Genomic DNA, 24,126 nt, shown 5'->3' with positions numbered 1-24,126 from the left:
GCTCAGTTGGCCTCGACGAGCTTCAGCTCCGGATGCGCCGTGCCCCCCTCGATCGCCGTCGACGACAGATGCGAGACGACCTTGTCGTCGACCGGGTCGTGGGCCGGGTCGTCGTGCACGACCAGGTGCTCGTACGTGGTGGCGCGCTGCGCCGGGACCCGGCCCGCCTTGCGGATCAGGTCGATGATCTCCCTGCGGTTGGAGCGGTGCTTGGCGCCGGCCGAGGAGACCACGTTCTCCTCCAGCATGATCGAGCCGAGGTCGTCCGCACCGTAGTGCAGCGACAGCTGGCCGATCTCCTTGCCGGTGGTCAGCCAGGAGCCCTGGATGTGCGCCACGTTGTCGAAGAAGATCCGGGCGATGGCGATCATGCGCAGGTACTCGAAGAGGGTGGCCTGCGTCTGGCCCTTCAGGTGGTTGTTCTCCGGCTGGTAGGTGTACGGGATGAAGGCGCGGAAGCCGCCCGTACGGTCCTGGACGTCGCGGATCATCCGCAGGTGCTCGATCCGCTCGGCGTTGGTCTCGCCGGTGCCCATCAGCATCGTGGAGGTCGACTCCACGCCGAGCCGGTGGGCCGCCTCCATGATCTCCAGCCAGCGCTCGCCGGACTCCTTCAGCGGCGCGATGGCCTTACGGGGGCGGGCGGGCAGCAGCTCGGCGCCGGCACCCGCGAAGGAGTCCAGGCCGGCGGCGTGGATGCGCTGGATCGCCTCCTCGACGGACACCTTGGAGATCCGGGCCATGTGCTCGACCTCGGACGCGCCGAGGGAGTGGATGACCAGCTGCGGGTACGCCTTCTTGATGGCCGAGAAGTGCTCTTCGTAGTACTCGACGCCGTAGTCCGGGTGGTGGCCGCCCTGGAACATGATCTGGGTGCCGCCCAGTTCGACGGTCTCCGCGCAGCGGCGCAGGATGTCGTCGAGATCGCGGGTCCAGCCCTTGGCGGTGTCCTTGGGCGCGGCGTAGAAGGCACAGAACTTGCAGGCCGTCACGCACACATTGGTGTAGTTGATGTTGCGCTCGATGATGTACGTCGCGATGTGCTCGGTGCCCTCGTAGCGGCGGCGGCGCACGGCGTCGGCCGCCTGGCCCAGCGCATGCAGCGGAGCGGAGCGGTACAGGTCGAGCGCTTCCTGTGGCGTGATGCGGCCGCCCTGCGCGGCGCGGTCGAGTACGGACTGGAGGTCGGCGTTCTCGGTCACCGGGGCGTCCCTTTCGCAGGCGGGCATCACGAACTGAACCAGCGTACGTCAGGGGTCCGACAGCCACGCCGCCGGTCGGCCGACGCTCTTCGGCCCGTCCCCGGCCGGAGGCGGGCCGGGAACCGGCCGGGGGCGGGCGGGCGGGTCGGTGGCTTGTCCCGATGCCTCGTCCCGGCTTCCCGTCCCGGCTTCCCGCCCCAGCTCCCTGTCCGTACTTGATCGGTCTTGGTCGGTCTTGGTCAGTGCTTGGTCAGTGCTTGGTCAGTGCTTGGCCAACGTCGCCTTGGGCGTGCCGCCCGCATCGTCGTCCGAGGCGAAGCCGAGCGTGCCGTCCTTGCCGAGCGTGTACGTCACACGGGACTTGTTGCCCGTACAGCCGGGCCCCTGCTTGCCGTCCGGCTGCTCCATGAGCACCAGCCGCTGTTCCGTGGCCGATTCCAGCTTCGCCTTCGCCCGGCACTTCACCAGCACCGCGTCGTAGGTGGTGTGGATGACGTAGTCGCCCTTGCCGCCCGGCGTGATGGCGCTGGTGATCGTGCCGTTGGGGATGCCGTGCACCGTCGTGACGCTGCCCGACCAGGTGCCGAGGAAGGCCTTCGCCACCGTGGCCCGGCCGGTGCCCGGGTCCCCCGGACGGGTGGGCCGGGCCGTCGGCGGGCCGCCGGCCGGCGGCTTGGCGCCCTGCTGCGCCCCGCTGTCCGTGCCGCCGCCGGTGCCCGGCATCAGCCGGAAGACGAACCCGGCCGTCGTCGCGACGGCGAGCGCACCGGCCACCGACAGCACCAGCGTGCAGCTCATCCGCCGCGGCCGGTCCTTGCCGGTGACCACACCGGACAGCGCGATCCGCCGCTCCTTGGGAGCGGCCGGCGGCGCCCCGGTGGGCAGTTCGGCGATTCCGGGGGCACCGGCCGGCGGACGGTCCGGGCCGGTTGCCGCGGGGTGGCCGGCACGGGCCGGCGCGGGGTGGCCGTGCTCCGCAGTCGCGGGATGACCGTGGTCCACCGCCGCCGGGTGGCCGTGGCCGGTTGCCGGCGGATGACCGTGACCCGCCGTCGCGGGATGACCGTGGCCGGTTGCCGAGGCGGACGGTGCACCGCCGGCCGCCGGCCAGGACGCCGGCTGCGGCGGAGGGCCGGGCGGCCGGGCGGGGAGGCCGGGAAGGCCGGAGGCGCCTGGCGGAGGGCCGGGAGGCCCGCCCGGAAGCACACTGTCGAACGGCACCAGCCCGGACGCCACCCCGTACGAAGGGTCCGGCATTCCCGACGCCACCCCGTGCGACGGCTCCGACGTCCCGGGCACCGCCCCGTACGAAGGGTCCGGGGGCCCGAACGCCCCGCCTGGCGCCCCGCCCGCCGCGCCGGTGGGATTCCCGGCCGAGGCCGGGGCCCCGGCCTCGGCCGCCTCCGCTTTCTCCCCCTCCTCCCCCTCCTTCGCCACATCGAGATTCAGCAGCTCCACCGCCTGCCGGCTGACGCGCTCGACCAGCGGACCGGGCAGCCACCCCGTCCGCACCAGCCCCGCGGCGCCACCGCTGCCCTCCCCCGCGAGACGGGCCGCCAACGCCTCCGGAGCGGGACGGTCCACGGGGTTCTTGGCCAGGCAGCCGGCCACCACCTCCCGTAGTTCACCGATGAGTTGGGAGCCCAGCTCGGGCTCCTCGTGCACGACCTTGTAGAGCATCACGGCGGACGAATCACCCGAGAACGGACTCACGCCGGTCGCCGCGAAAGCCAGCACCGCACCGAGCGAGAAGACATCGGCGGCGCCCGCAGCCCCCTTGCCGAGGATCTGCTCGGGCGCCATATAGCCGGGCGAGCCCACCGGGACCCCCGTCGAGGTCAGCGACGCGGTGCCCTCCGTGGCGCGCGCGATCCCGAAGTCGATCAGCAGCGGCCCGTCGAGCGTCAGCAGCACATTGGACGGCTTGACGTCCCGGTGCACCAGCCCGAGCGCATGCACCGCGGCCAGCGCCTCGGCCAGCCCGGCACCCAGCGCCCGTACGGAATGCCCGGCCAGCGGCCCGGAGCCGGCCACGGCCTGCGCGAGCGAGGGCCCGGCAACATAGCCGGTGGCGATCCAGGGGACGTCCGCGTCCGGATCGGCGTCCAGCACCGGTGCGGTCCAGGCGCCGCCCACCCGCCGCGCCGACTCGATCTCCCGCCGGAACCGCGCCCGGAACTGGTCGTCCGCGGCGAAATGCGCATGGACGGCCTTCACGGCGACGGTACGCCCGCCCGCGCTGCGCCCGAGATAGACCCGGCCCATCCCGCCCGAGCCGAGCCGGCCCAGCAGCCGGTACCCGCCCAGGACCCGTGGATCGCCCGCTGCCAACGGCTCCATGGCGCCTCCCCCTCGATACGGCGCCCCCAGCTTATGGCTCAGGCCCCGCCAGACCCCCGGAACTCTGCCCCCGGAAGCACCCCGGCAACGCCCCCGGCACGGGGGCGTTGCCGGGGGCGCCGGCTCCGGAGCCCGACGGCTCCGGAGCAACGGCACCTACCCGACAGCGCCGGAGCAAAGGCACCGAGGCAACGGCTCCACGCCCACCCCCGCACCCACCGGCCGACTACCCGGCCGGCCGCTCCAGCAGCGACACCTTCACATCGGCCGGGAACCCGGTCGTCGGCCCGACCCGCCGGGCGAACTCCGTGACCCCGCCCAGCTGCTCGGGCCCGAAGCGGAAGTCGAGCGTGGTGAAGTAACGCTCCAGGAGCGGCTCGTCGAAGGTCTCCCAGCGGGCCGCCTGCTCGGCGACCTTGGCGACCTCCTCCAGCGACAGATCGCGCGAGGCGAGAAACGCCTCGTGCACCTTCTGCACCACGACCGGCTCGCGCTCCAGGTACTCACGCCGGGTCGCCCAGACGGCGAAGACGAACGGCAGGCCCGTCCAGTCCTTCCACATCTGGCCGAGGTCGTGCACCTCCAGGCCCAGCCGCGGCCCGTCGTGCAGATTGGCGCGCAGCGCGGCGTCACCGATCAGCACCGCCGCGTCCGCCTCCTGCATCATCACACCGAGGTCCGGCGGGCACGTGTAGTAGTCGGGCCGCACCCCGATCTTCTCGGCCAGCAGCAGCTGCGCCAGGCGCACCGACGTACGCGAGGTCGAGCCGAGGGCGACCCGGGCACCGTCGAGCTGGTCCAGCGGCTTCTGCGCAACGATCACGCAGGACATCACCGGGCCGTCGCAGCCGACGGCGAGGTCGGGGAAGGCGACGAGGTCATCGGCGGCGCGCAGGAATTCGACGAGGGTGATCGGCGCGATGTCGAGCTCCCCCCGGACCAACTGCTCGCTGAGCTTCTCCGGCGTGTCCTTGGTGAGGTCCAGATCGAGCAGGGTGCCCGTACGGGCGAGGCCCCAGTAAAGGGGCATGCAGTTCAGGAACTGGATGTGGCCCACTCGCGGCCGGCTGCGACGGCGGCCGGCGTCGGCTCCCGCGGGTGCGTCTCCGAAGGTTGAATTGTCCACATGCGGAGGCTAGACCCGTCTCCCACGGGGCAGCGCGGCGGGGCGGCGTATGGACGTTAGTGCGGTCGGTTAAACGTGATCTTTGGCTCTTCCGCCTCAGGAGCAGCACATGCTACGCTCAGCGCAAGTTGCAGTTTGGTTTCCCTTGCAGTACAGAGCCTGCGGAGCATGTGACCCCGCAGGCTCTCGTAGTTTCAGACTTCTTTGCAGGTTCTGGAGCAGGGCAACCCTTTGGCCCAAGGAGGGCTTATGGCTACCGGAACCGTCAAGTGGTTCAACGCTGAAAAGGGCTTCGGCTTCATCGCCCAGGACGGCGGCGGCCCGGATGTCTTCGTCCACTACTCGGCGATCAACGCCTCTGGTTTCCGCTCCCTGGAGGAGAACCAGCAGGTGAACTTCGACGTCACGCAGGGCCCGAAGGGTCCGCAGGCGGAGAACGTTACGCCGGTCTAAGTTGCCCGGCCCGGAATTTCTTCCAGGTCGCCCCTAGCAGTACCCAAGGAGCCCCGCTCCGCCACTTCGGTGGCGAGCGGGGCTCCTGCCTTTTATGCGCCGACAGTGGCTTGAATGGCGCCTACATGAACTTTTGCCGTCCGGTACATGACGCGCCCGAATGGCAGATGCAATACGGAATTGCTGCGGCATTGAGCGCGGTGGTCCGTGTGTCACCCCGGCACCGGGGCAGGGTTCCGGCGGGGCAACGGAATAGCGGTCCGGCGCGCCCGTTTGATTTCGCTACCGATCAGGCAGCCAGCCCAGCTGCACCAGGGGCGTGCCCCGCTTGCGGGACACGAAGTGGGCGCGGCCCGGGGGCATGGGATGGGGACGGGTGGTGCCGAGAACGTCCCCTTCATGGGGGTCACCGGAGAGGATCAGGCCCTGGGCGCCGAGTTCCTTGATGCGCTGAAGGAAGGGCTCGAAGAGCGCGCGGGAGACTCCGGCGGTGGTGCGGGCGACGAGGAAGTGGATGCCGGCATCGCGGGCGAAGGGGAGGTGTTCGGTGAGGACGGCGAGGGGGTTGCCGGTGGACGAGGTGACCAGGTCGTAGTCGTCGATGACGACGAAGAAGCGGGGGCCGGTCCACCAGCTGCGGTCGCGGAGCTGCTGGGGGGTGACGTCGGGCCCCGGACGGCGGCGCTCCATGAGACCGGCGAGGGCCTCCATATGGCCGGTGAGCGCCGTGTCGGTGGCGGCGTATTCGAGGAGATGGCCCGGGGAGACGGCGCCGAGCAGGGTGCGCCGGTAGTCACCGACGACGATCTTGGCCTCGTCGGCGGTGTAGCGCTCGGAGATCTTGTACGCGAGGTGGCGCAGGGCCGCGGTCTTGCCGGACTCGCTTTCACCGAAGACGAGCAGGAAGGGATCGGTTTCGAAGTCGACATAGACCGGTTCGAGGCTGGTCTCGCCGATGCCGATGGGGATGCCACGGTCCGGGTGAGCAAAGCCCTCAGGCAGGTGGCCGGCGGCGACCTTCCGGGGAAGGAGCCGGACGGCGGGGGCCGGCGGGCCCTGCCAGGCCTCCGCGGCCTGCCGGACGAACGCGGCAGTGGCATCGGCGAGTTCGGTGCCGGCGCTCCCCGAGTCGATGCGCGGTTGGGCCGCCATGAAGTGGAGTTTGCCGGGGGTCTGGCCGCGGCCGGGGACGCCGGCGGGGACATTGGCGGCGGCCTTGCGGTCGAATTCGGAGTCAAAGGGGTCGGCGAGACGGAGTTCGAGGCGGCCGAGGAGCTGGTCCTTGAGGGCGGCGCGTACCTCCATGTGCCGGGAGGCTGTGAGGACGACGTGGATACCGAAGCCCAGGCCGCGCGAGGCGATGTCGGTGACGACCGGTTCGAGCATCTCGTACTCGTCCTTGAAAGGACCCCAGCCGTCGATGAGGAGAAAGACGTCGCCCCAGGGCTGGTCGGGGAACCCGCCTTCGGCGCGCCGGCGGCGGTAGGTAGCGATGGTGTCGATGGTGTGGGCGCGGAAGAACTCCTCCCGCCGGGCCAGGATGCCCGCCACCTCCGCGACGGTACGGCGGATGCGTTCGGGGTCGAGGCGGGAGGCGACGGAGCCGACATGCGGCAGGTCCGCCATCGAACTCAGGGCGCCGCCGCCGAAGTCGAGTCCGTAGAACTGCACTTCCCCAGCGGTGTGGGTGAGGGCGAACGAGCCGATGAGGGTGCGCAGCAGGGTGGATTTGCCGGACTGGGGGCCGCCGACGACCAGGAGGTGGCCGGTGGCTCCGGAGAAATCGTGGGCAAGGATTTCCCTGCGCTGCTCGAAAGGCTTGTCGACCAGGCCGAGGGGGACGGTCAGCCCGCCCGTGGAGCGGTAAGACGAAGCATGCAGGCCACGTTCGGCCGTGGCCGCCAGGGCAGGGAGAAGCTGGTCGAGGGCGGGGGCCTTGTCCAGGGGCGGCAACCAGACCTGGTGGGCGGCGGGCCCCTGGCCTTCCAGCCGGCCGACGATCACGTCCAGAACCGTGTCGACGAGAGCGCCCTCAAGCGCGGGACGGGAGCCCGCGCCCGGGGCCGTGTCCGGCTGCGGCGCGACATCGGCCGGCGGGACGTGCGGCGCCTGGAAGAGCGCGGCACACCGCTGGACGGGGTGCGCGCCCTCCTCCGCGCCATCGGCACCCGAGCGGTACGTCCCGGACACATAGGCGGCCTTGAAGCGGATCATCTCGTCCGTGCCGAACTTGAGATAGCCGGAGCCGGGGACGGAGGGCAGGTGGTAGGCGTCCGGGACGCCGAGGGCGACGCGGGATTCGGCGCCGGAAAAGGTGCGCAGGCCGATGCGGTACGAGAGGTAGGTGTCCAGACCGCGCAGGCGGCCTTCCTCCAGACGCTGGGAGGCCAGCAGGAGATGAACGCCCAGGGAGCGGCCGATTCGGCCGATCTGGATGAACATCTCGATGAAGTCGGGCTTTGCGGTGAGCAGTTCACTGAACTCGTCAATGACGATGACGAGCGAGGAGAGCGGGTCCAGGGGGTGCCCGGCGGCACGGGCCCTTTCGTAGTCGTGGATATTGGCGAAGTTGCCCTTCTGGCGCAGGAGTTCCTGGCGGCGCTGGAGTTCGCCGCGGATGGAGTCGCCCATACGGTCGACCAGCGAGAGGTCGTCGGCGAGGTTGGTGATCACGGCGGCGACGTGCGGGAGGGCGGACATCCCGGCGAATGTGGCGCCGCCCTTGAAGTCCGCCAGTACGAAGTTCAGGGTCTCCGAGGAGTGGGTGACGGACAGCCCCAGGACGAGGGTGCGCAGGAGTTCGGACTTGCCGGAGCCAGTGGCGCCAACGCACAGGCCGTGCGGGCCCATGCCGTTCTGCGCGGCCTCCTTGAGGTCGAGCATGACCGGCCGGCCGGCCTCGTCGACGCCGATGGGGACGCGCAGGCGTTCGGCCTGGGAACGGGGGCGCCAGGTGCGGGCGGTGTCGACCGAGGCGGGGTCGCCCAGGTCGAGCAGATCGGTGAAGTCGAGGTTGGCGAGCAGCGGCTCGTCGTCATCGTCGCCGTCGATCCGCAGCGGGGCGAGCCGGCGGGCGAGGGTGTCGGCACGTTCGAGGGACAGCATGTCGGGAGTGCCCTCGTAGACGGAGACCGCGGATTCCAGGCGTAGGCGGGCGGGGCGGACGTGTACGGACAGACCGCCGCGCGGTTCGTCGAGTTCGCCCGGGACGACCTCGACGACCGTGACGCCCTGGAGGCCCTCGGGGGCGGCGAAGGCTGAGTCCGGGGGAACCATGCCGCCGTCCAGGACGATCACGAGGTGCGGCCGGTCCAGCAGCGGCGGGGCCTCCCGGCTGAAGCGCGGGCGGTCGGCCAGCCGGTCGCCCAGGAGGGTTTCGAGTTCGGCGAGGTCGTCGCCGAAGAGCCGTTTGGTGCCCGCACCGTCCAAGGAGCCGGGCAGCTGGGCGTGCGGCAGCCACTTGGTCCACTCCCACCGGGCGAGGGCACCGGGGGCCGCAACCACGGCGACCATGAGGTCCTGCGGCGAGTGCAGCGTGACGAGTTGGCCGATCAGGGCCCGTGCGGCGCCATGGGCGGACTCCGGGTCGCCGGATACGGTCAGGTGGTAGAAGGCGCGCATCGACACCGCGACCGGCATGTGTGACAGCGAGCCATGGGTCATGAGGAAGCGCTGCATGACACCCGCGGTGAGCGGTTCGAGCTCGTCGACGGGCGCGGTGTCGGGAGCGATGAGGGGGGTGGCGAGCTGCTGGGTGCCCAGGCCGATACGGGCCTGGCCGAAGTCGGCGTCACCGATCCGCCGTTCCCAGATCCGGCTGCCTTCGGCTACCACCGCCCACAGCTGGTCGGGAGCGGGGTGGAGGTAGTGCTGAGCGTTGCGCTGCGCTGCTGCCGTACGGCGGATCCTGCGCCGGGTCTGGGCCAGATACTTGAGATAATCACGGCGACTTTGCGCCATCTCTCCCTGGGTGCCCCGGCGGTAACGGACGACCTGTGCGATCACCATGCCGAGCGTCGAGGCGAGCATCAGCGCACCCATGATGCGCATGAAGTCGGGCATGCCCGGCATGAAGAAGAACACCACCGACGAGCCCATGCCGATCATCGGCAGGAGTTGCATCAGCACGCCCTCCTGCTGGCCACGCGGCAGTTCCGGCGGTGATGCAAGCCGTAACTCCTCCGTGGAGATGACAGGCGGCAGCGCCCGCGGCGGACGCTTGACGACGATCTGGCTCACCGCGCACCAATCCCTCGGCGCGGAAGGGAAATCTCCGTACCGCTCACCCCCCTGGCGACGGCGCCTTCCGCATCGGACGATCCTACTGCCGACTAATGTGGCCAACGGGGAAGGATCATGTGTCACGACCGGCCGGGCGCGGACCCGGGCGGCGAACAGGGGGAAGAATTGCGCATGAGCGTGGGGACCGGTTTCCGCAGGGTGACCGTGGTCGCGCCCGACAGCCGTATCGACGTGGCACTGCCCGAGAACATCGCGGTCTCCGACATCTATCCCGAGGTACTGCGGCTGACCCGTCAGACCCAGCCCGCGGACACGCCGACCGGCTACTACCTGTTCCGGAGCGACGGCACCGCGCTGGACAGCTCCCGCTCGCTCGCCGACCAGCGTGTCGTCGACGGCGAGATGCTGCATCTGCGGCCCTTCGCACAGTCCCTCCCGCCGGCCGTCTTCGACGATGTCTCCGATGCCGTGGCCTCCGCCGTCGCCCGGGACAGGCGTCTGTGGAACGACGGGATGCTGCGAGGCGCCGGCCTGGTGGGGGTGGGCGTGCTGCTGGCCCTCGTGGGAATCGTGCTGTGGTGCGCCGATCCCTTACGTCACGACATGCACAGCCTGCCCGGGGTGATCGCCGCCGTCGCCGGGCTGCTGGTGGCCGCGTTCGCAGGCGTACGGGCCCGCGTCTACCGGGACCAGCCGTCGGCCGTCGCGCTGGGCCTGGGAGCGCTGCCGGCCGTGTGGAGCGCGGGCTCGGGGATCGTCGGCCCCGGCGCCGGCCAAGGGGCCGGACGACTGCAATTCCTGTTGGGCTGCATCGCCGCGCTCGTCGTCTCCGTCGCGCTGGTCGCGCTGTCGCCGAAGGGCGATGCCCCGTTCATTGCGGCCACGTTCGTGACGGCTGTCGGCACCCTCTCCGCCTTCCTCGCCATCGTCACCGAGGCCCCGGCCTCCCGGACCGCGGCCGTCTGCCTCCCGGTGGCCATCGGGCTGATGGCCTTTCTGCCCGCCCTCGCCACACGTCTGGCCAGGCTCCCCATCGGCTACGCCACACCGCGCAGCCTGGCCGAGCGGGAGGCGGGCGCAGGTCCGGGCGCGGCGATGTCCGCCAGGGACCTCGTGGACGTGGACGGCATCGCCGCACAGTCGCGCCGCGGCCATGAACTGCTGCTGGGGCTGCTGGGAGGCTGCTGCGCGGTGGTCATCGCGGCCGCGGCCGTCCTAGGCCTGTCGGAATCGGCATGGGGGCGTCTGCTCACTCTCGCCGCCGGCCTGGCCACACTGCTGCGGGCCCGGCTCTTCCGCTACACCGCGCAGGTTGCCTGCGTGATCATCGCGGGGTTCGGCGCGCTGGCACTGCTCGTCCTGGGGATGGCACTCGCTCCGCCGGCCGGCGCGCTCACCGACTTCGCCACGGGCGACCGTGCCCAGCTCGACATCCGCACCATCTGGTTGGCGCTCGCCCTGGCAGGCGGTGTGGCGCTGCTGACCCTGGTGGCACTGACCGTGCCGAAGCGGGGGCTCACACCCTTCTGGGGGCGCGCTCTCGATCTCACCGACGGGCTGCTCCTGCTGTCCCTGATGCCGCTGTGTCTGGCGGTCCTGGACCTGTACGGCCGGGCACGCAGCATGACCAGCGGGTGAGGTGCGGACGTCGGCGCCGGCGGTCGGGCCCGGAAGAAAAACGACCGCGCACTCGGGGTAACGGTCTCAGGGGGAACTCAGCACCATGGCATCACGGCGGGACGAGCTCAACGGCTACACCTTCGCCAAGAAGCGACTCGTGGCCGCTTTCCTGCAGCCCTCTCCGGACCGTACGGACGAGGGGGCCCCGAACCCGCTGCGCGCCGTGCTTCCCGGTCTGGTCATCGCCGCGCTCGTGCTCGCGGGCTTCGGTGCCTGGGGCATGTTCCGGCCGCAGGCCCCCAAGGGCTGGAACAAGCCGGGCGAACACGTCCTCCTGGGCAGCCAGTCGGCCACCCTCTACGTCGTGCTCACCACGGACGGCACGTCACAGCTCCACCCCGTCCTCAACATGGCCTCTGCCCGGCTGCTGCTGAACACCGACCGGTTCGACGTCCTCAAGATCGATGAGCATGAGCTCGACAACGGGACCATCCCGCACGGCCCCACCCTCGGCATCCCGTACGCCCCGGACCGTATCCCGGAGGCCCCGGAAGCGCAGAAGAGCAAGCGCTGGGCGGTGTGCGAGCAGCCGGGCAGCAACGGCAAGGCCGTGCAGAAGGCCACGTTCCTCTTCGCCGCCCGCGACGAGCACAAGGTGGAGGGCCCGGGCCGGCTGCGCGGCGGCCAGGTGCTCTACGTCCAGGAGACCGGCGCACAGGGCGCCCGCTATCTGGTCGACCCCCAGGGCACCAAGTACCTCATCGACGGCGGCAACTCCGGCAAGGGCTCCGAACTGCTGCTGCGCGCGCTGGTGGGGAGCCGGCAGCCCCAACAAGTCACCAAGGAATGGCTTGCCACGTTCCACGACGGCATGCCGATCGCCTTCCCCGCCCTTCCACAGTCCGTCGGCCGGCGGGCCGGCATCAAGGGCCTGGGCGCCCACGAGGACCAGGTCGGCATGGTGCTCCGCGCCACAACGGGCTCCGGAGCGCAGCAGTACGTCGTACTGCCCGGCGAGGTCCGACCGGTGTCGGACTTCGTCGCACGGCTGCTTCTCTTCTCCCCGCAGACCGGCCGGCTACAGCAGCGCAACGAGCCCACAGAGGTGGACGCGCAGTCCTTCACCCCGAAGAGCGGGAACCTCTTCGCGGAGAAGAAGTGGCCGCAGTTGGCCGCTGTGCAGGCCAACACCGCTGCGGCGCCGGGCCGGCGGAACACGGTCTGCAACGTGCTGCGCGAGGTCTCCCCGGACGGCGGCACCCAGCTCAGCACCTGGGCCGGAACGGACTATCCCCAGCCGGTCGTCAACGGCGGGACCAGCGCATATGTGACGCCCGGAACCGGCCTGTTCTACCAGCAGATCCAAGCCGGGGACGGGACGTCGGGACTGAACTTCCTTGTGACGGACACCGGCCTGCGGTACGGCGTACAGGCGAACAACGACAGCAGCGCGAAGCCCTCCGGCATCGGTTCGGACGCCAAGGACACCGGGCAGAGCCGCGCCACGCAGCAGCAGGAGACCCACCGGGCGCAAATGCTGCTTGGTTACAAGGACATCAAGCCCGTGCGCGTCCCGGCGAACTGGTCGCAGTTCCTGCCAATGGGCCCTCGGCTGGACACCAACGCCGCACGGCAGCCGCAAGGCTCGTAGGGAAACGGAGTCACCACGGTGCGGAGGAAGGCAACCGCGGCCTGGAGCACGGGCGCGCTGATCGTGGCGATGGCCGCCGCCCCTGCGACGGCGGCAGGACCAGAGGACACCACGCCGGTACCGGAAGGGAACGGCGCCTGCACCTTCCCCATGAAGCAGCAGATCAAGGAGCGGCCGTGGGCCCTGCAGCGGATCCTCTTCGACCGCCTGTGGCAGGACACCAAGGGCCGTGACGCACAAGGCCACCGGGTCCGGGTCGCAGTGATCGACACGGGCGTCGACACCACGAATCCGCAGCTCGCCGACGCCGTCGAGGCCAAAAGCGGCTGGGACTTCCTCGGCAAGAGCAAAGACGCGGACCCCAAGGCGCCGACGAACGGCACCTACGACCCGGTGGGCCACGGCACCAAGGTCGCGGGCATCATCGCGGCCCGCCCGCGCGCCGGCACCGGCTTCGTCGGCCTGGCCCCGGAGGCACTCGTCATCCCCCTCCGCCAGAACGACGAGAAGGGCACCGGAAACGTCGGCACGCTGGCCGCCGCCATCGAGAAGGCCGTGGCCACAGATGCCGACATCATCAACATCTCCCAGGACACGACAGAGCCCGTCCCGGCGGACTCCCGGCTCGCCCAGGCGGTCCGCGAGGCACGGCGGAAGAACATCGTCGTGGTGGCCTCCGCCGGCAACGACGGCTTCGACGGCCGCCTCAAGAAGACCTATCCGGCGTCGTACCCGGGCGTCCTGGCCGTCGCCTCCTCCGACCGCAACAACGAGCGTGCCGCCTTCTCCCAGAGCGGCGACTTCATCGGCGTCGCCGCTCCCGGGGTGGACGTGGTCTCCACCGTCCCCAAAGGCGGCCAGTGCGTCGACAACGGCACCAGCTTCTCGGCTCCCTATGTAGCCGGCATCGCGGCCCTCCTGCGGGCCAAGCACCGCGACTGGAAGGAGTACCAGATCGTCGCCCAGATCGAGCAGACTGCCGAGCGCTCCGTCAACGGCCGCGACAACCTAGTGGGCTGGGGCGTCGTCGACGCGGTACGCGCCCTGACCGAGGACGACCACCCCATCGACCGACCGACCGCGGATGACGGCCCGCCCCGGGCCACTCCCCCGGACCCGGTCACCCTCGCGGACGGCGAGACTCCGCAGAAACGGATGGAGCGATATGCGACATACGGACTGGGGGCCGGGGGCGTCGCGGTGGCGGTCATCGCGGGAGTTGCGGTCATCCGACGGGACGTACGCAGGCAGGCGGCTGCCTCTGCGACGGCAACGGGAGCGGCTGCGCGACAAGTCAATGAGTAGCCGTACTCAGATTCCCGGGGAATAGGGCTACTTGATCTCAAACCCGGCTGCCACTGCGTTCGCCCCGGGCTCTCGGTGAGGGTGCCCGCCATTGGCGAATTCTCAACGGTACCGGCTCAACACTACCGGTCGTTGCCAGAGGTGGTGACTAGAGTGGCTCCTGAATTTCCTGACGTACGGGGGAGCCACGGTGGGGGCTGAGGAGAACACAAGCGTGCAGGTGAGCGGGGCGGCGGCCGGCGCCGGAGGCGGGTCGCTCAACGTCGATCCCGAAGAGCTGAAGAAGCTGAAACAGCGCGTGGACGACCTGCTGGACCAGCTCAAGGGGTCAAATGCGGATCACCGTGCGCTCGGCCAACGCAAGATTGCTCCGTCCTCCTTCGGCCAGGGATTCATCGAGGCGCAGGGCCTCGCGGACACCTACGAAAAAGTGTTGTCCCAACTTGAGGCATTCTCAAAAGTATTCGGCGACCAGATCGAGGCACTGAGCCTCGGAACCGAGTTCATCGGCCGGGACTACGAAGCGGTGGATGCCGACGTACGGAACCGCCTGGCCGCGATCCAACGTCGTACCCAAGGCCTCTACAAGGCACCACAGCCCAAGCACCAGCCCGCCGGCTCCACCGGCCCGGAGCTGGGCGACGGCCGGTCCGCGGGCCCCGACGGCATCTGAGGCAAGGGGGGAACGACATGGCAGAGAACACCGAGCTCTTAGGCGTTTCGGGCTGCACCAACTTCGAGGACGCGTCCCACCAGGCCCTCTACTCCATGGTGGCCGACGGCGACCACATGCACATCGTGGTGATGGGAACGGACCTGGTCGACGCAGGCAATGAGATCGCCAGAATCACCAAAGACCTCGAGGCATACGCCAAACAGGTCCACTGGCAAGGCGAAGGCGCCCAAGCTTTCGACGACTGGACCAGAGCAACCGCCGCGGAAAGCCGCAAACTGGGCCACTACGCCACAAATACCGGCCACGCAATGGTCGATGCCGCAACCGCACTGGGCCAGGCCAAACTGATGCCCAAGCCTCCCGAGCTGAGGAACTTCGCAGAGGCGGAAAGCGGAAAGGTGAGCGGGGTCACCGCCCTCACCAAGGACCCGGCTAGGGAAGAAGCCATCGCCGAGATGAACCGGCTGGCGTCTTACTACCGGACGGCCCAGGAGAAGATCGCGCGGCAGGAGACTCCCAACTTCCGGCCGGCTTCGGGGTTTGTGCCGGAGCCGCCGCTGGAGGACGATCGCGTCAGCAACAGGCAAGTCTTGGACCGGTCGGCCACCAACGGAGGTACGAACGAGCCCGGCAGGGCTGGTGTTGCTTCGTCGTCGGGCAACAGCGGTGTGGAGCGGCACGGAGGGGCGTCCCGGTCGCCGCGCGAACACCTGCAGCACGACCGGCAGGTGGGTACGTCAGTCGACTCCACCGCACCCGTCACTCCCACCCAACCCTCGCCGCCACGCTTGGGCCCCTCCCCCCACCAGCCTGGGGGCTCCGACGGCTTTCCCGGGGTCCCTCCCAGCTCCACGACGTTCCCCGGGGAAACAAAGATCCCCGGCGGTCGCGGAGGGGCAGAACCCAGCTCGCAGAGCCCGATAGGCCGTCGAGCCGCGGCATCAAATAGGCCGGGCAAGTCCACAGGGGATGGCATCGTCGGTGGTACCGCCCAGCGCGGCAACACGTTTCCCGGACGTCCGCATTTGCCGGGAGGAACTGTCATGGGCGAAGAACATGGCATGAACACACCCCGTCCTGCCGGGCCCGGAGCGCTTCCTCCCGCCAAAGGAAGTGGAATGGCGCAGCGAGATGTGGGAAGTTCCGGTCAACGCTTCGCCCCCCAGCGGGGAGAGGCTATGGACAGGACACATGGCCCGGTCATGGGTGAAGAACGCAGTGCGGCGCGTGGTCTCCAGGGGGGCAGTTTTCCAGGTAACACTGGTAACAGCATCAGACCGGACGTGCGCGGCGTCCCGGGGCGCCGTCTGGCCTACGAGCCTGGCGGCAGCGTAGGCGGGTCCGGTGCGCTGGTAGCAGGAAACGAGCAGGGCTCCGCCGTACCTGTCCCGATGAACGGCAAGAACAACTCGGGAAGCGCTGCCACAGGGACGGCTACGGGAATGCCGTCGGCCGCAGGCCGCAAATCGGAGTCGGGACAGGCGGTCGGACGAACCCAGATGCCACGTGGCCGGACGAACGACTTCACGCCGGGCGGCTCAGGATTGTCGCGGGCCACCACCCAGTCCAACGGCGTGCTGCCCATGACAGGGTCCCCCTCGCAACGCAGGAATGCCACCTCCGGTCAGCGGCCGGACTACCTCAGGGAAGACGACGAGACATGGACGGCACAGCACTCGCAAGCGGTGCCGCCGGTGATCGAATAAGCCTGACCCGGTCGCGCAACGGAGGAGGAGGCACCGCACTGTGAGTCGTGCAGCACATCACGTGCAGAGGAAGAGCCGGGCGTCGGTAGCTGCGCTCACCTGCCTCACCACACTGACCGTGGGCTTGCTCGCCCCAACGGCCTCTGCTGCGGACAAGAGGCCGCGCCAGTGGTACCTAGATGCGATGCAGGCAGAGCGCATGTGGCAGACCAGTACTGGAGAAGGCGTTTCCGTGGCCGTGATCGACAGCGGTGTCAACGATTCGGTCGCCGAGCTACGTGGCCAATTAAGCCCCGGCAAGGACTTCTCGGGACAAGGGCGCGGCGCAGACTACGACGATGAGGGCCATGGCACAAGCATGGCAATGATCATTGCCGGCCAGCGCAGCGGAAGCGGCACCTGGGGGCTCGCGCCAGGAGCAAAAATCCTCCCCATCAGGAGCATCAACGGGGACTGGTCTTCCAACATGGCGAAATCCATTCGCTATGCAGCAGACCAGGGCGCGAAGGTTATCAACATCTCCCAAGCCGGGACAGCCGCTGCCGAAACTGAGGCGGCACTGCAGCCGGCGATCGATTACGCGAACAAGAAGGGGAGCTTGATCTTTGCGGGTGTGGGAAACGAAGGAGCGAAGGACAATCTTCCTCGCTATCCCGCCAGTCTTCCCGGAGTTGTCGGCGTCGGCGCCGTCGACAGATCTCTGAAAGTAACCAAGTTCTCGACCCACGGGCCGCAGGTAGCCCTGGCCGCGCCCGGAGTCGGCATTCCCACTCGTTGCACGAAGGAGCTCCTGGGCTGCACAGAAGAGGGCACCAGCGACGCCACCGCCATCGCCTCGGCCTCCGCCGCCCTGATCTGGTCCGCCCACCCCGCCTGGACCAACAACCAGGTCCTGCGGGTCATGATGGAGACCGCCGGCAAGCCGGAGGACGGCAAGGTCCCGAGCGAGTACCTCGGCTACGGCATCGTCCGCCCCCGGAAGGTGCTGCTGGACAAGGAAGGCGATCCCGGCCCCGCCGACATCAACCCGCTGCTTGCCGCCCGCGAAACCGGCGCACCGCCCAAGACCCCGCAGTCGAGGGCAGACAACTCAGCGGCCGGTGCAGCACAGAAGCCGGCCGATCACCCGGACAGCTCACCGGTCTGGCCCCTCACTGCCGGACTGGCCGCAGCAGTCGCGGCCCTGACAGCCGGCGGACTGATCACCGTCCGGCGACGACGGACGTAACGGCGGACGCAACACAGCTCAACGACCAGAACTCTGGTTGCTCACGCCACGAGCAACCAGCGCAGAAACCCGCATCTTTCGAGATACGGCCAACAATCCGAGCTGAACACCAGACCTATCACTCAGCTCTGTAACCCACTCATGGGGGAAGGTGGATCATGGCAGGGAATACCGCACTTACCTATGCGGAGATCGAAAAGCTCAAGAGCGAGATCCAGAGCGGCAGTCAGGCGATGTCGTCCCAGCTGCGGACGCTGATCAACGCCATCTCCGCCGTCGAGTCGGCGTGGACCGGCCAGGGCGCCAGCGCCTTCAAGCAGGCCCAGAACGCCCTCAACGAGGACCACGCCGCCCTGCGCCGCATGCTCGACGGCATCAACGACGCGATCGCCCAGACGGGCACCACCAGCCAGTCCAACGACTCCGAGGTGCTCTCCAGCTTCCGCGGCATCGACGTCAACGGCGGCGCGCCCGGCGGCCAGCTCAACACCGGCTCCGTCAGCGGCATCAGCAACTACTGAGCACCTCCACCTGGAAGCACCAGGTAAAGCGACATCCACCAATCAGCCACCAGCAGTGGGGGAGAAATGGCCGGCGACGAGAACCTTCGGGTGACATACGGCGCGGTAGAGCAGACCGCCGCCGATATCGAGCGTTCCGCCAAGGAGCTGCAGGCCGAGCTCGACAAGATCTGGGGCGCGGTCAAGCGCGTCTCCAACTCCTGGGAAGGCGAGGCCCACCAGGCCTTCCAGGCCGCAGAACGGCAGTGGAACAGCCGCGCGAACCACATCCAGAGCACCCTGCACGAGGTCGCGACCAAGATCCGGTCCGGCAGCGCGGACTATCGGGCGACGGACCGTCGAGCTGCCGGATTCTTCCAGTAGCAGCAGGCTGCCGGCACGACTTGGGGTGGGTACGGTGCGTGCCCACCCCAAGGCCTCATGGTGGTGCACGCTTTGCACCATCGGGAACGCCACAAGGCTGATCGCTTGTGGTGGGCGGGGCAGAGATGGGGCAGCGGCGACATACAGAGGGCACCTGCCTCACCCCCGTTCTGCTCGTGCCCACGACAGTCGCCGCATACCGGTAGCCCTGACAGAAACCGGCGCCGGCAGTTGCCTTGAGCACAGCGAGGGCCCACGTGTATCGGGACCGCCGCCCACGTGAACGTTCGCCCCGCACTCCACATGGCTCATAGGTAGCCGTACTCAGGAGAGGGGTGCGGCATCACCGTAGGCTCTCTGTCATTACACGCAACGATGACGACGGGGGAACAGCGTGTCCTGGGATGAGGAATGGGCCGCGCTCAAGCAGCAGGCGTCGGACAACGCCGGCATGAAGCTCGCCAGTGCGGACGGGCACGGTCGACAGCACGGTTCGGGCGACGGCTGGGGCGACTTGAAATCGACGAAGGCCGCCTGGACTAGAGCAGGCCATGACGTCCAGTCGTTACGCGGGAACATCAAGAAGGCCCTGGCGAAACTGGAAGCGGAGCAGCAGGGCGCCGGCTCCGGCAGCGTAGTGCAGAGCGCTGCGGCACAGCAGGATGTCTACCGCTCCTGGAAGCGGTACTTGGAAGCCCTGAGCGGCCGGTGCGGCGCGATCCAGGATCGGATGGAGAAGGCGGGCGGCGAGCTGTACGAGAACGACGCAGCCGTCAAGAACTCGTTCAGCAAGCTCTCCCACCAGTACGAGGACACCCCCGCAGTCGGTGGCCGGCAGCAGGGGAAGTGAACTGAGCCATGGACTACTCGACGCTCAGGAACCTCAAGACATCCGAGTTCGAGGACGCCGCGGACGGATACCGCGCCGCCAGCCATATGGCGAGCTCCGCCAAGGACGCGCTTGAGCAGCGGATCAACGTCAAGTTACGGGAGTCACTCTCCGGCAAGGCTGCGGAGGCCGCTCTCATGCAACTCCGCGCGCTGGCAAAGGACTTCCACTACACCCAGGTGGAGTGCGGCGTCATCAGCACCGCGCTCAACGCCCTTGCCGTCGACCTGCAGACCGCCAAGAAGAAGCTCGATGCGGCGGTGGCGGATGCGGAGGGCGAGAAATTCACCGTGGAGAAGGACGGGTCCGTCACCTACCCGGCAGCGGGTGACGAGTACCGGGGCAAGACCCCGCCGGGTGGCAGGGCGAACGGTGTCACGGACGAGACAGCCAAGGCGCTCAACCGGCAGGCGGCCCACTTTGATCCCAATCCCAACTTCGCCCGGGCACAGGCCTACGCCGACCGCATCACCGCAGCCCTCGAAGAAGCCACAGCGGCCGACGAGAAATGGGCCCCCAAACTGCGGAATCTCAAAGCTGACGACGATCTGACCGTCTCCGCCGCGGACTGGGTCGACGCCAAGAAGGACACAGGCGGTGTCCGCGACGGCGCCGAGCGCTATCTGGACGGCATCAAGGAACCGCCCAAGCACGGCGACCCGGAGGACAACGTGGAGTGGTGGAAGCACCTGTCCGCGGATGAACGGGACGCCTACATCTCCCTGCATCCCGCGAGCATCGGGGCGATGAACGGCCTGCCCGCCGATGCTCGCGATGAGGCCAACCGGACCGTCCTCGCGGAAACACGTGGTCAGTACGAGATGAGGCTGGCTGCACTCACCAAGGCGGAGCCACCCGAGTTCGAGAGCTTCGGGGCCCGCGGCGACATGAAAATAAGCCAGAAGTGGCTGGATTGGCGCGACAAGAAGGAGAGTCTGGACGGGAAATTGAAGGGAATGCGGGCCATTCAGGACCGTTTCGACCGGACCGGCCAGGATGGACTCCCCGAGGCATACCTCCTGGGGTTCGCCCCTGACGGCGAAGGCAACGGCCGGGTTATTCTCGCCAATGGCAATCCCGATACAGCTGACCACACCGCCATCTACGTCCCCGGCACGACGACGGATATATCGACGATCGGCGAAGATTCCGGCGACACGCCTTCAGACCTCAAGCGGAGTGAGTACCTTTGGGGCGAGAGCAACAAGCTCGCCCCGGGGAAGGAAATCTCCACGATCACCTGGTTCGATTACGACGCCCCGGACAACATCTACCGGGAGGCCATGCAGGACAAGTTCGCGGAAAAGGGTGCACCAAGACTCCACGAATTCCTCGAAGGCAACAGATTGGCCCATCAGTACGCGACCGGCAGCCACGGCCACACCACTGTCATGGGGCACAGCTACGGCAGCACGCTGATCGGCGATACAGCCAAGACCGCAAGCTGGAATGAGACGCCTATACCTGCAGACGATGTCATGGTCGCCGGCAGCCCCGGCATGCAGGCGGCCCACGCCGCGGACCTCGGTATCAACCCAAAGCACATGTGGGCGATGGGCGGTGATTGGGACGACTGGCTCGTCCGGGAGGGTGGTAAGAATGTGGGCCTCGGCGGCAACCGGACCGTCCCCACAGATGCGGAATTCGGCGGAAACATCATGAAGAGCGACGCAGGAGGTCACGGCGCATTCTGGGACAAGGGTTCAGTCAGTTTGAAGAACCAGGCAGCTGTCGTCACCGGAAAATATCACATGGTGGATTATGACTAGGCGGATTCCACGAACAATACAGGCGCTCCTGGCGTGCGCACTGATGGCGGGATGCTCACAAATGAACGAAGACAATCTAAAGGTGCGAGGTGCCGAGGAAATCAAGGAGAGCACCGAGAAGACTTCCAGCGAGATCCTGGATCTCATCGGCCTGAAGGGGAAGGTGACGAAACCGGGGCCGTTCACCATGCCGTGCTCGGGGCAATCAGGAGGCGTGTACAGGGCCCACCACCCATGGAGCCTGTACGGCGTTCCGGTCGACGACATGAAGCAAGCCATGGATCGACTGAGGAAGGGGCTCCCCAAGAAGGGGTGGAAGATCGTCAAGGATGGTTTTGACGGTAGCCCATCAAAAGCTCCGCAGATTGTTGCTAACTCCAAGGGTGAAGAATTCTCCGTCGACATCAGGCTGCATGACGAGCGAAAATACGGAAACGACCCCTCGCTGATCGAAGTCACGGTCGAATCCGCGTGCTTCAAGACCAAGAAGCCCGATTAGCCTCTGGACACTGTCGCCGGGATAGCGGGACAGGAGGTGCAGCGGGTGCCGTCCTGAGCACCCCTGCCTGGTACCGCTTCTTCCCCGGACGGCCACGCATCGACGATGGCCCGTGAAGATGGCGGTCTGTGCTCAAGCCTCAATGCGAGACCAGCGCTGATTGGGTGGCGCTCATGACAAAGCGATCACGGAAAGTGGTCACATCGGAACATGGCGCGGCCTACCGTGGGCAGAATGAGCGAGCAGTTGCCCCCGCAGAAGCCCTGCCCCGACTGCGCCGGCAGAGGCACCGTGGTCTGGGAGACGCCGGCCGGCGATGAGGTCACCACGCAGTGTTCCGGGTGCGGCGGCACCGGAACCGTTCTGGCGTAGAGGAGGCGGAGGCGGCATGGCGGCCTTCAGCAGGAACGGGAAGCCGGTCGGCCTGGACGCGCAGTACGTCGGCAGGCTGCCGTGCGCGACATGCGGGATACGGTCGATGAAACTGCCCGGCCGGCAGGGCGGGTTGTGCATTCCCTGCTATGCGGATGAGTGCGCGGCCGCGGGGCGTCGCGCGGCGACGGCCGGTTCCTGGGTGGCGGCGAGTTTCGTCGGGGACCCGTGCCTCGCCTGCGGATCGCGGTCCGTGGACGCCAACGGCTGGGCGTTCTGGTGCAATTCCTGCGAGATGCAGACGGCGGTGGCCCTGCCCCCGCGGTGAGAGGCTCCTCGGAGCCCCGCGCGGGCGGGGCAGGGTGTCCGGTGTTGCGCGTTGCGCAGACGACTCAGGCGCTGAGCGAGTCATCCTTGACGGCCGCCAGGAAGCGGCTCCAGGCGGCGGCGGGGATGACGAGGGCCGGGCCGTGAGGAGCCGTTTTGGAGTCCCGGACCGGGACCAGGCCGGGGAAGTTGGCGGCAGTCTCGACACACTCGCCGCCGGTGCCGTTGCTGTAGCTGCTCTTGCGCCAGAGCGCGGAGCTCAAATCAAGCTCGGTGCTTGCCATTTCGGTACTCCTCAGCCGCTGCATCGATCATGGCCAGGGACACCTCAGGCGGCAGTGCGGCGGCCCTGAGCAGATCGTACGACTGCCGGTACTGCTTCACGAGCGCCGGGTAGTCGATGAGTTGGCCGCTGTGCAGTCCTTCCGTGTACACCACGGGAGGTGCGTCCGGGAAGGTCATCGTCCGGGTCATGCCCATCATGTACGGGTGAGCAGCTGCGGCTTCCGGCACGATCTGCAGAATGGACCGCGTCGCCCTGACCACATCCGCAATATGCTCCAACAACGCCGCCATCTGCTCTGGTGGAAGAACCCGGCGGCGGATCACATTCTCGTCCAGGATCGCCCAGAACGCTGGTGGCCTCTCCCGCTGGAACAGTTCCGCCCGCTTCAGCCGTGCGGTGACCTTCAGCTCGACGTCGTCGTCCGAGGTCCGAGGCATTGCCGCTCGCGTAAGCGCCCGCGCGTATGGCGCCGTCTGCAAGAGCCCGGGGACGAACATCGGAGCCCAGTCCTCGATCGTCTCCGCGTACGGCTCCATCTCCGCAACATCCGCGAAGTGCTCGGCATGCCCCGATTGCCGAGCCTTGCGCGCATCTTCACACCGCCGCTCGAAAAAGCCGTCCGTCCCGAGCTTTTCGTCGACGTGCTGTGCCAGATCCAGCGGCATCCGCCGCTCACCACGTTCGATCTGGCTAAGGAACGGGACACCCCTGTAGCTCCCGTCCGCCAGATGTTCGAGCGTGAAACCCGCAGCTTCCCTCTTGTAGCGCAGCTCGGCGCCATAGAAGGACGGAACGTTCGCCGAGGCGTCGGGATCTTTACGAGGAGGCATAACTCACCGCCGTTTGTTGCCGGTTGCTCTGCGCAACCCGATTCCCTTCCACGCTACGCCGAGTGACGTCACGCTGTGAGCAGTTCGTCACCATGCGCTCAGGAAGGCGTACGCCCCATGCCCAGCCCCACCCACCACCACGACGACGTGCAGGACTGCATCGAGCTGCTGCGTACCGCGCTCAAGGACAACGGGATCACGCTGCCGTCCCTCGGGATTGACCTGCCGGGGTTTGCCGGCAGTTATGCGGTCCCGCTCGTCGCGCTCGGTAACTGCAATACGGCCACCGCCCGCAAGCTGGCCGAAGCGCTCCGTAAGGCAGCCGCGCGGTGAGCATGTCTTCCGAGCCGCTCACGCTGAAGCTGCTGGCCTTACCCAAGGAAGTGCCCGCGCTGCGGCGCACCGTGCGCGAGCACCTGGGCGACTCGTGCGCCGAGATCCAGCTCTGCGTCAGCGAAATACTCGGCAATGTGATCCGGCACGTCGGGGAGGGCACCCCGGTCGTCGTCCACATCAGCGGCGAGGCCGGCGGTCACACCCGGGTGGAGGTCACCGACCCCGACCCGCGGGCGCTCCCCGTACGGCTGCGGGCGACCGGCGAAGACGAGTGCGGGCGGGGTATGGCGCTGATCGAAGCCGTCTCGCTGCGGTGGGGTGTGCGGCAAGAAATCGGACACAAGACCGTCTGGTGCGAACTCAGCGGGACGTAGCACCGCAACAA

General features: G+C 68.3%; 22 protein-coding genes. 16 read left to right on the top strand and 6 right to left on the bottom strand.

The window, feature by feature from the left end; genetic code table 11:
- Positions 1-2 precede the first annotated feature (2 nt).
- The 3 genes from mqnC to ACWGJY_RS06020 form a co-directional block, all read right to left on the bottom strand.
- On the bottom strand, positions 3-1,202 hold the full coding sequence (gene mqnC, locus ACWGJY_RS06030) for a cyclic dehypoxanthinyl futalosine synthase (RefSeq protein ID WP_453259584.1): 1,200 nt from the start codon (positions 1,200-1,202) through the stop codon (positions 3-5).
- 261 nt (positions 1,203-1,463) lie between these two features.
- The gene (locus ACWGJY_RS06025) at positions 1,464-3,542 is read right to left on the bottom strand and encodes a protein kinase domain-containing protein (RefSeq protein ID WP_453259583.1); all 2,079 of its coding nucleotides are present in this window, start codon (positions 3,540-3,542) and stop codon (positions 1,464-1,466) included.
- A 226-nt stretch (positions 3,543-3,768) separates the two neighbouring features.
- Positions 3,769-4,668 carry a menaquinone biosynthetic enzyme MqnA/MqnD family protein gene (locus ACWGJY_RS06020; protein WP_453259582.1) on the bottom strand — a complete coding sequence of 300 codons (900 nt, stop codon included), beginning with the start codon at positions 4,666-4,668 and terminating at the stop codon, positions 3,769-3,771.
- A 249-nt stretch (positions 4,669-4,917) separates the two neighbouring features.
- On the opposite strand from ACWGJY_RS06020, the gene ACWGJY_RS06015 reads away from it, so the two are divergent.
- Positions 4,918-5,121 (top strand): cold-shock protein, encoded by a 204-nt coding sequence (locus ACWGJY_RS06015; RefSeq protein WP_003984261.1) that lies wholly within the window; start codon positions 4,918-4,920, stop codon positions 5,119-5,121.
- Between the two features lie 282 nt (positions 5,122-5,403).
- On the opposite strand, the gene eccCa is transcribed toward ACWGJY_RS06015, so the two are convergent.
- Positions 5,404-9,360, bottom strand: a complete 3,957-nt coding sequence (eccCa, locus tag ACWGJY_RS06010; protein WP_453259581.1) for a type VII secretion protein EccCa — start codon at positions 9,358-9,360, stop codon at positions 5,404-5,406.
- Positions 9,361-9,534: 174 nt separating this feature from the next.
- On the opposite strand from eccCa, the gene eccD reads away from it, so the two are divergent.
- From eccD to ACWGJY_RS05945, 13 genes are all read left to right on the top strand, one after another.
- Positions 9,535-11,001: a type VII secretion integral membrane protein EccD gene (eccD, locus tag ACWGJY_RS06005; protein WP_453259580.1), complete on the top strand. Its 1,467-nt coding sequence runs from the start codon at positions 9,535-9,537 to the stop codon at positions 10,999-11,001.
- Positions 11,002-11,086: 85 nt separating this feature from the next.
- Positions 11,087-12,634, top strand: coding sequence for a type VII secretion protein EccB (eccB, locus tag ACWGJY_RS06000; protein WP_453259579.1), 1,548 nt, complete (start codon positions 11,087-11,089; stop codon positions 12,632-12,634).
- 69 nt (positions 12,635-12,703) lie between these two features.
- A complete protein-coding gene (gene mycP, locus ACWGJY_RS05995; RefSeq protein ID WP_453259703.1) occupies positions 12,704-13,939 on the top strand; it encodes a type VII secretion-associated serine protease mycosin in 1,236 nt (411 codons plus the stop codon).
- Positions 13,940-14,153: 214 nt separating this feature from the next.
- On the top strand, positions 14,154-14,612 hold the full coding sequence (locus tag ACWGJY_RS05990; protein WP_453259578.1) for a hypothetical protein: 459 nt from the start codon (positions 14,154-14,156) through the stop codon (positions 14,610-14,612).
- Between the two features lie 17 nt (positions 14,613-14,629).
- Complete coding sequence (locus ACWGJY_RS05985) at positions 14,630-16,321, top strand: hypothetical protein (protein ID WP_453259577.1); 1,692 nt, start codon at positions 14,630-14,632, stop codon at positions 16,319-16,321.
- Between the two features lie 40 nt (positions 16,322-16,361).
- Positions 16,362-17,549 carry a type VII secretion-associated serine protease mycosin gene (gene mycP / locus ACWGJY_RS05980; RefSeq protein ID WP_453259576.1) on the top strand — a complete coding sequence of 396 codons (1,188 nt, stop codon included), beginning with the start codon at positions 16,362-16,364 and terminating at the stop codon, positions 17,547-17,549.
- A 158-nt stretch (positions 17,550-17,707) separates the two neighbouring features.
- Positions 17,708-18,070, top strand: coding sequence for a WXG100 family type VII secretion target (locus ACWGJY_RS05975; RefSeq protein ID WP_453259575.1), 363 nt, complete (start codon positions 17,708-17,710; stop codon positions 18,068-18,070).
- Between the two features lie 90 nt (positions 18,071-18,160).
- Complete coding sequence (locus tag ACWGJY_RS05970; protein WP_453259574.1) at positions 18,161-18,433, top strand: WXG100 family type VII secretion target; 273 nt, start codon at positions 18,161-18,163, stop codon at positions 18,431-18,433.
- A gap of 394 nt (positions 18,434-18,827) precedes the next feature.
- Positions 18,828-19,283: a hypothetical protein gene (locus ACWGJY_RS05965; RefSeq protein ID WP_453259573.1), complete on the top strand. Its 456-nt coding sequence runs from the start codon at positions 18,828-18,830 to the stop codon at positions 19,281-19,283.
- 8 nt (positions 19,284-19,291) lie between these two features.
- On the top strand, positions 19,292-21,091 hold the full coding sequence (locus tag ACWGJY_RS05960; RefSeq protein WP_453259572.1) for an alpha/beta hydrolase: 1,800 nt from the start codon (positions 19,292-19,294) through the stop codon (positions 21,089-21,091).
- A gap of 61 nt (positions 21,092-21,152) precedes the next feature.
- Positions 21,153-21,590, top strand: coding sequence for a hypothetical protein (locus ACWGJY_RS05955; protein WP_453259571.1), 438 nt, complete (start codon positions 21,153-21,155; stop codon positions 21,588-21,590).
- A 234-nt stretch (positions 21,591-21,824) separates the two neighbouring features.
- Positions 21,825-21,962, top strand: coding sequence for a hypothetical protein (locus tag ACWGJY_RS05950; RefSeq protein ID WP_453259570.1), 138 nt, complete (start codon positions 21,825-21,827; stop codon positions 21,960-21,962).
- Positions 21,963-21,978: 16 nt separating this feature from the next.
- Positions 21,979-22,290, top strand: a complete 312-nt coding sequence (locus tag ACWGJY_RS05945) for a hypothetical protein (RefSeq protein WP_453259569.1) — start codon at positions 21,979-21,981, stop codon at positions 22,288-22,290.
- A 64-nt stretch (positions 22,291-22,354) separates the two neighbouring features.
- Here the strand turns inward: ACWGJY_RS05945 and ACWGJY_RS05940 are convergent, their stop codons facing one another.
- A complete protein-coding gene (locus tag ACWGJY_RS05940; protein ID WP_453259568.1) occupies positions 22,355-22,573 on the bottom strand; it encodes a DUF397 domain-containing protein in 219 nt (72 codons plus the stop codon).
- Positions 22,554-23,405, bottom strand: a complete 852-nt coding sequence (locus tag ACWGJY_RS05935) for a helix-turn-helix domain-containing protein (protein WP_453259567.1) — start codon at positions 23,403-23,405, stop codon at positions 22,554-22,556. The genes ACWGJY_RS05940 and ACWGJY_RS05935 overlap by 20 nt, the downstream gene beginning before the upstream one ends.
- Positions 23,406-23,522: 117 nt before the next feature.
- Here ACWGJY_RS05935 and ACWGJY_RS05930 point away from each other — a divergent pair, with 117 nt between their 5' ends.
- Together ACWGJY_RS05930 and ACWGJY_RS05925 are read left to right on the top strand one after the other, a co-directional pair.
- Positions 23,523-23,738 carry a hypothetical protein gene (locus ACWGJY_RS05930; protein WP_453259566.1) on the top strand — a complete coding sequence of 72 codons (216 nt, stop codon included), beginning with the start codon at positions 23,523-23,525 and terminating at the stop codon, positions 23,736-23,738.
- Positions 23,739-23,740: 2 nt separating this feature from the next.
- Complete coding sequence (locus tag ACWGJY_RS05925) at positions 23,741-24,115, top strand: ATP-binding protein (protein WP_453259702.1); 375 nt, start codon at positions 23,741-23,743, stop codon at positions 24,113-24,115.
- Positions 24,116-24,126: the final 11 nt, after the last annotated feature.

It is taken from the genome of Streptomyces sp. NPDC054765 (assembly GCF_053612065.1).
This window is presented reverse-complemented; position numbering and strand designations above follow the sequence as displayed.

Coding starts and splice junctions, on each gene's coding strand:
- ACWGJY_RS05960 (WP_453259572.1), top strand. CDS start 19,292: ATGGACTACTCGACGCTCAGGAACCTCAAGACATCCGAGTTCGAGGAC.
- ACWGJY_RS05935 (WP_453259567.1), bottom strand. CDS start 23,405: ATGCCTCCTCGTAAAGATCCCGACGCCTCGGCGAACGTTCCGTCCTTC.
- ACWGJY_RS06025 (WP_453259583.1), bottom strand. CDS start 3,542: ATGGAGCCGTTGGCAGCGGGCGATCCACGGGTCCTGGGCGGGTACCGG.
- mycP (WP_453259703.1), top strand. CDS start 12,704: ATGGCCGCCGCCCCTGCGACGGCGGCAGGACCAGAGGACACCACGCCG.
- eccD (WP_453259580.1), top strand. CDS start 9,535: ATGAGCGTGGGGACCGGTTTCCGCAGGGTGACCGTGGTCGCGCCCGAC.
- ACWGJY_RS05930 (WP_453259566.1), top strand. CDS start 23,523: ATGCCCAGCCCCACCCACCACCACGACGACGTGCAGGACTGCATCGAG.
- ACWGJY_RS06015 (WP_003984261.1), top strand. CDS start 4,918: ATGGCTACCGGAACCGTCAAGTGGTTCAACGCTGAAAAGGGCTTCGGC.
- ACWGJY_RS05950 (WP_453259570.1), top strand. CDS start 21,825: ATGAGCGAGCAGTTGCCCCCGCAGAAGCCCTGCCCCGACTGCGCCGGC.
- ACWGJY_RS05945 (WP_453259569.1), top strand. CDS start 21,979: ATGGCGGCCTTCAGCAGGAACGGGAAGCCGGTCGGCCTGGACGCGCAG.
- ACWGJY_RS05940 (WP_453259568.1), bottom strand. CDS start 22,573: ATGGCAAGCACCGAGCTTGATTTGAGCTCCGCGCTCTGGCGCAAGAGC.
- ACWGJY_RS05955 (WP_453259571.1), top strand. CDS start 21,153: ATGAACGAAGACAATCTAAAGGTGCGAGGTGCCGAGGAAATCAAGGAG.
- ACWGJY_RS05925 (WP_453259702.1), top strand. CDS start 23,741: ATGTCTTCCGAGCCGCTCACGCTGAAGCTGCTGGCCTTACCCAAGGAA.
- eccB (WP_453259579.1), top strand. CDS start 11,087: ATGGCATCACGGCGGGACGAGCTCAACGGCTACACCTTCGCCAAGAAG.
- ACWGJY_RS05975 (WP_453259575.1), top strand. CDS start 17,708: ATGGCAGGGAATACCGCACTTACCTATGCGGAGATCGAAAAGCTCAAG.
- ACWGJY_RS05985 (WP_453259577.1), top strand. CDS start 14,630: ATGGCAGAGAACACCGAGCTCTTAGGCGTTTCGGGCTGCACCAACTTC.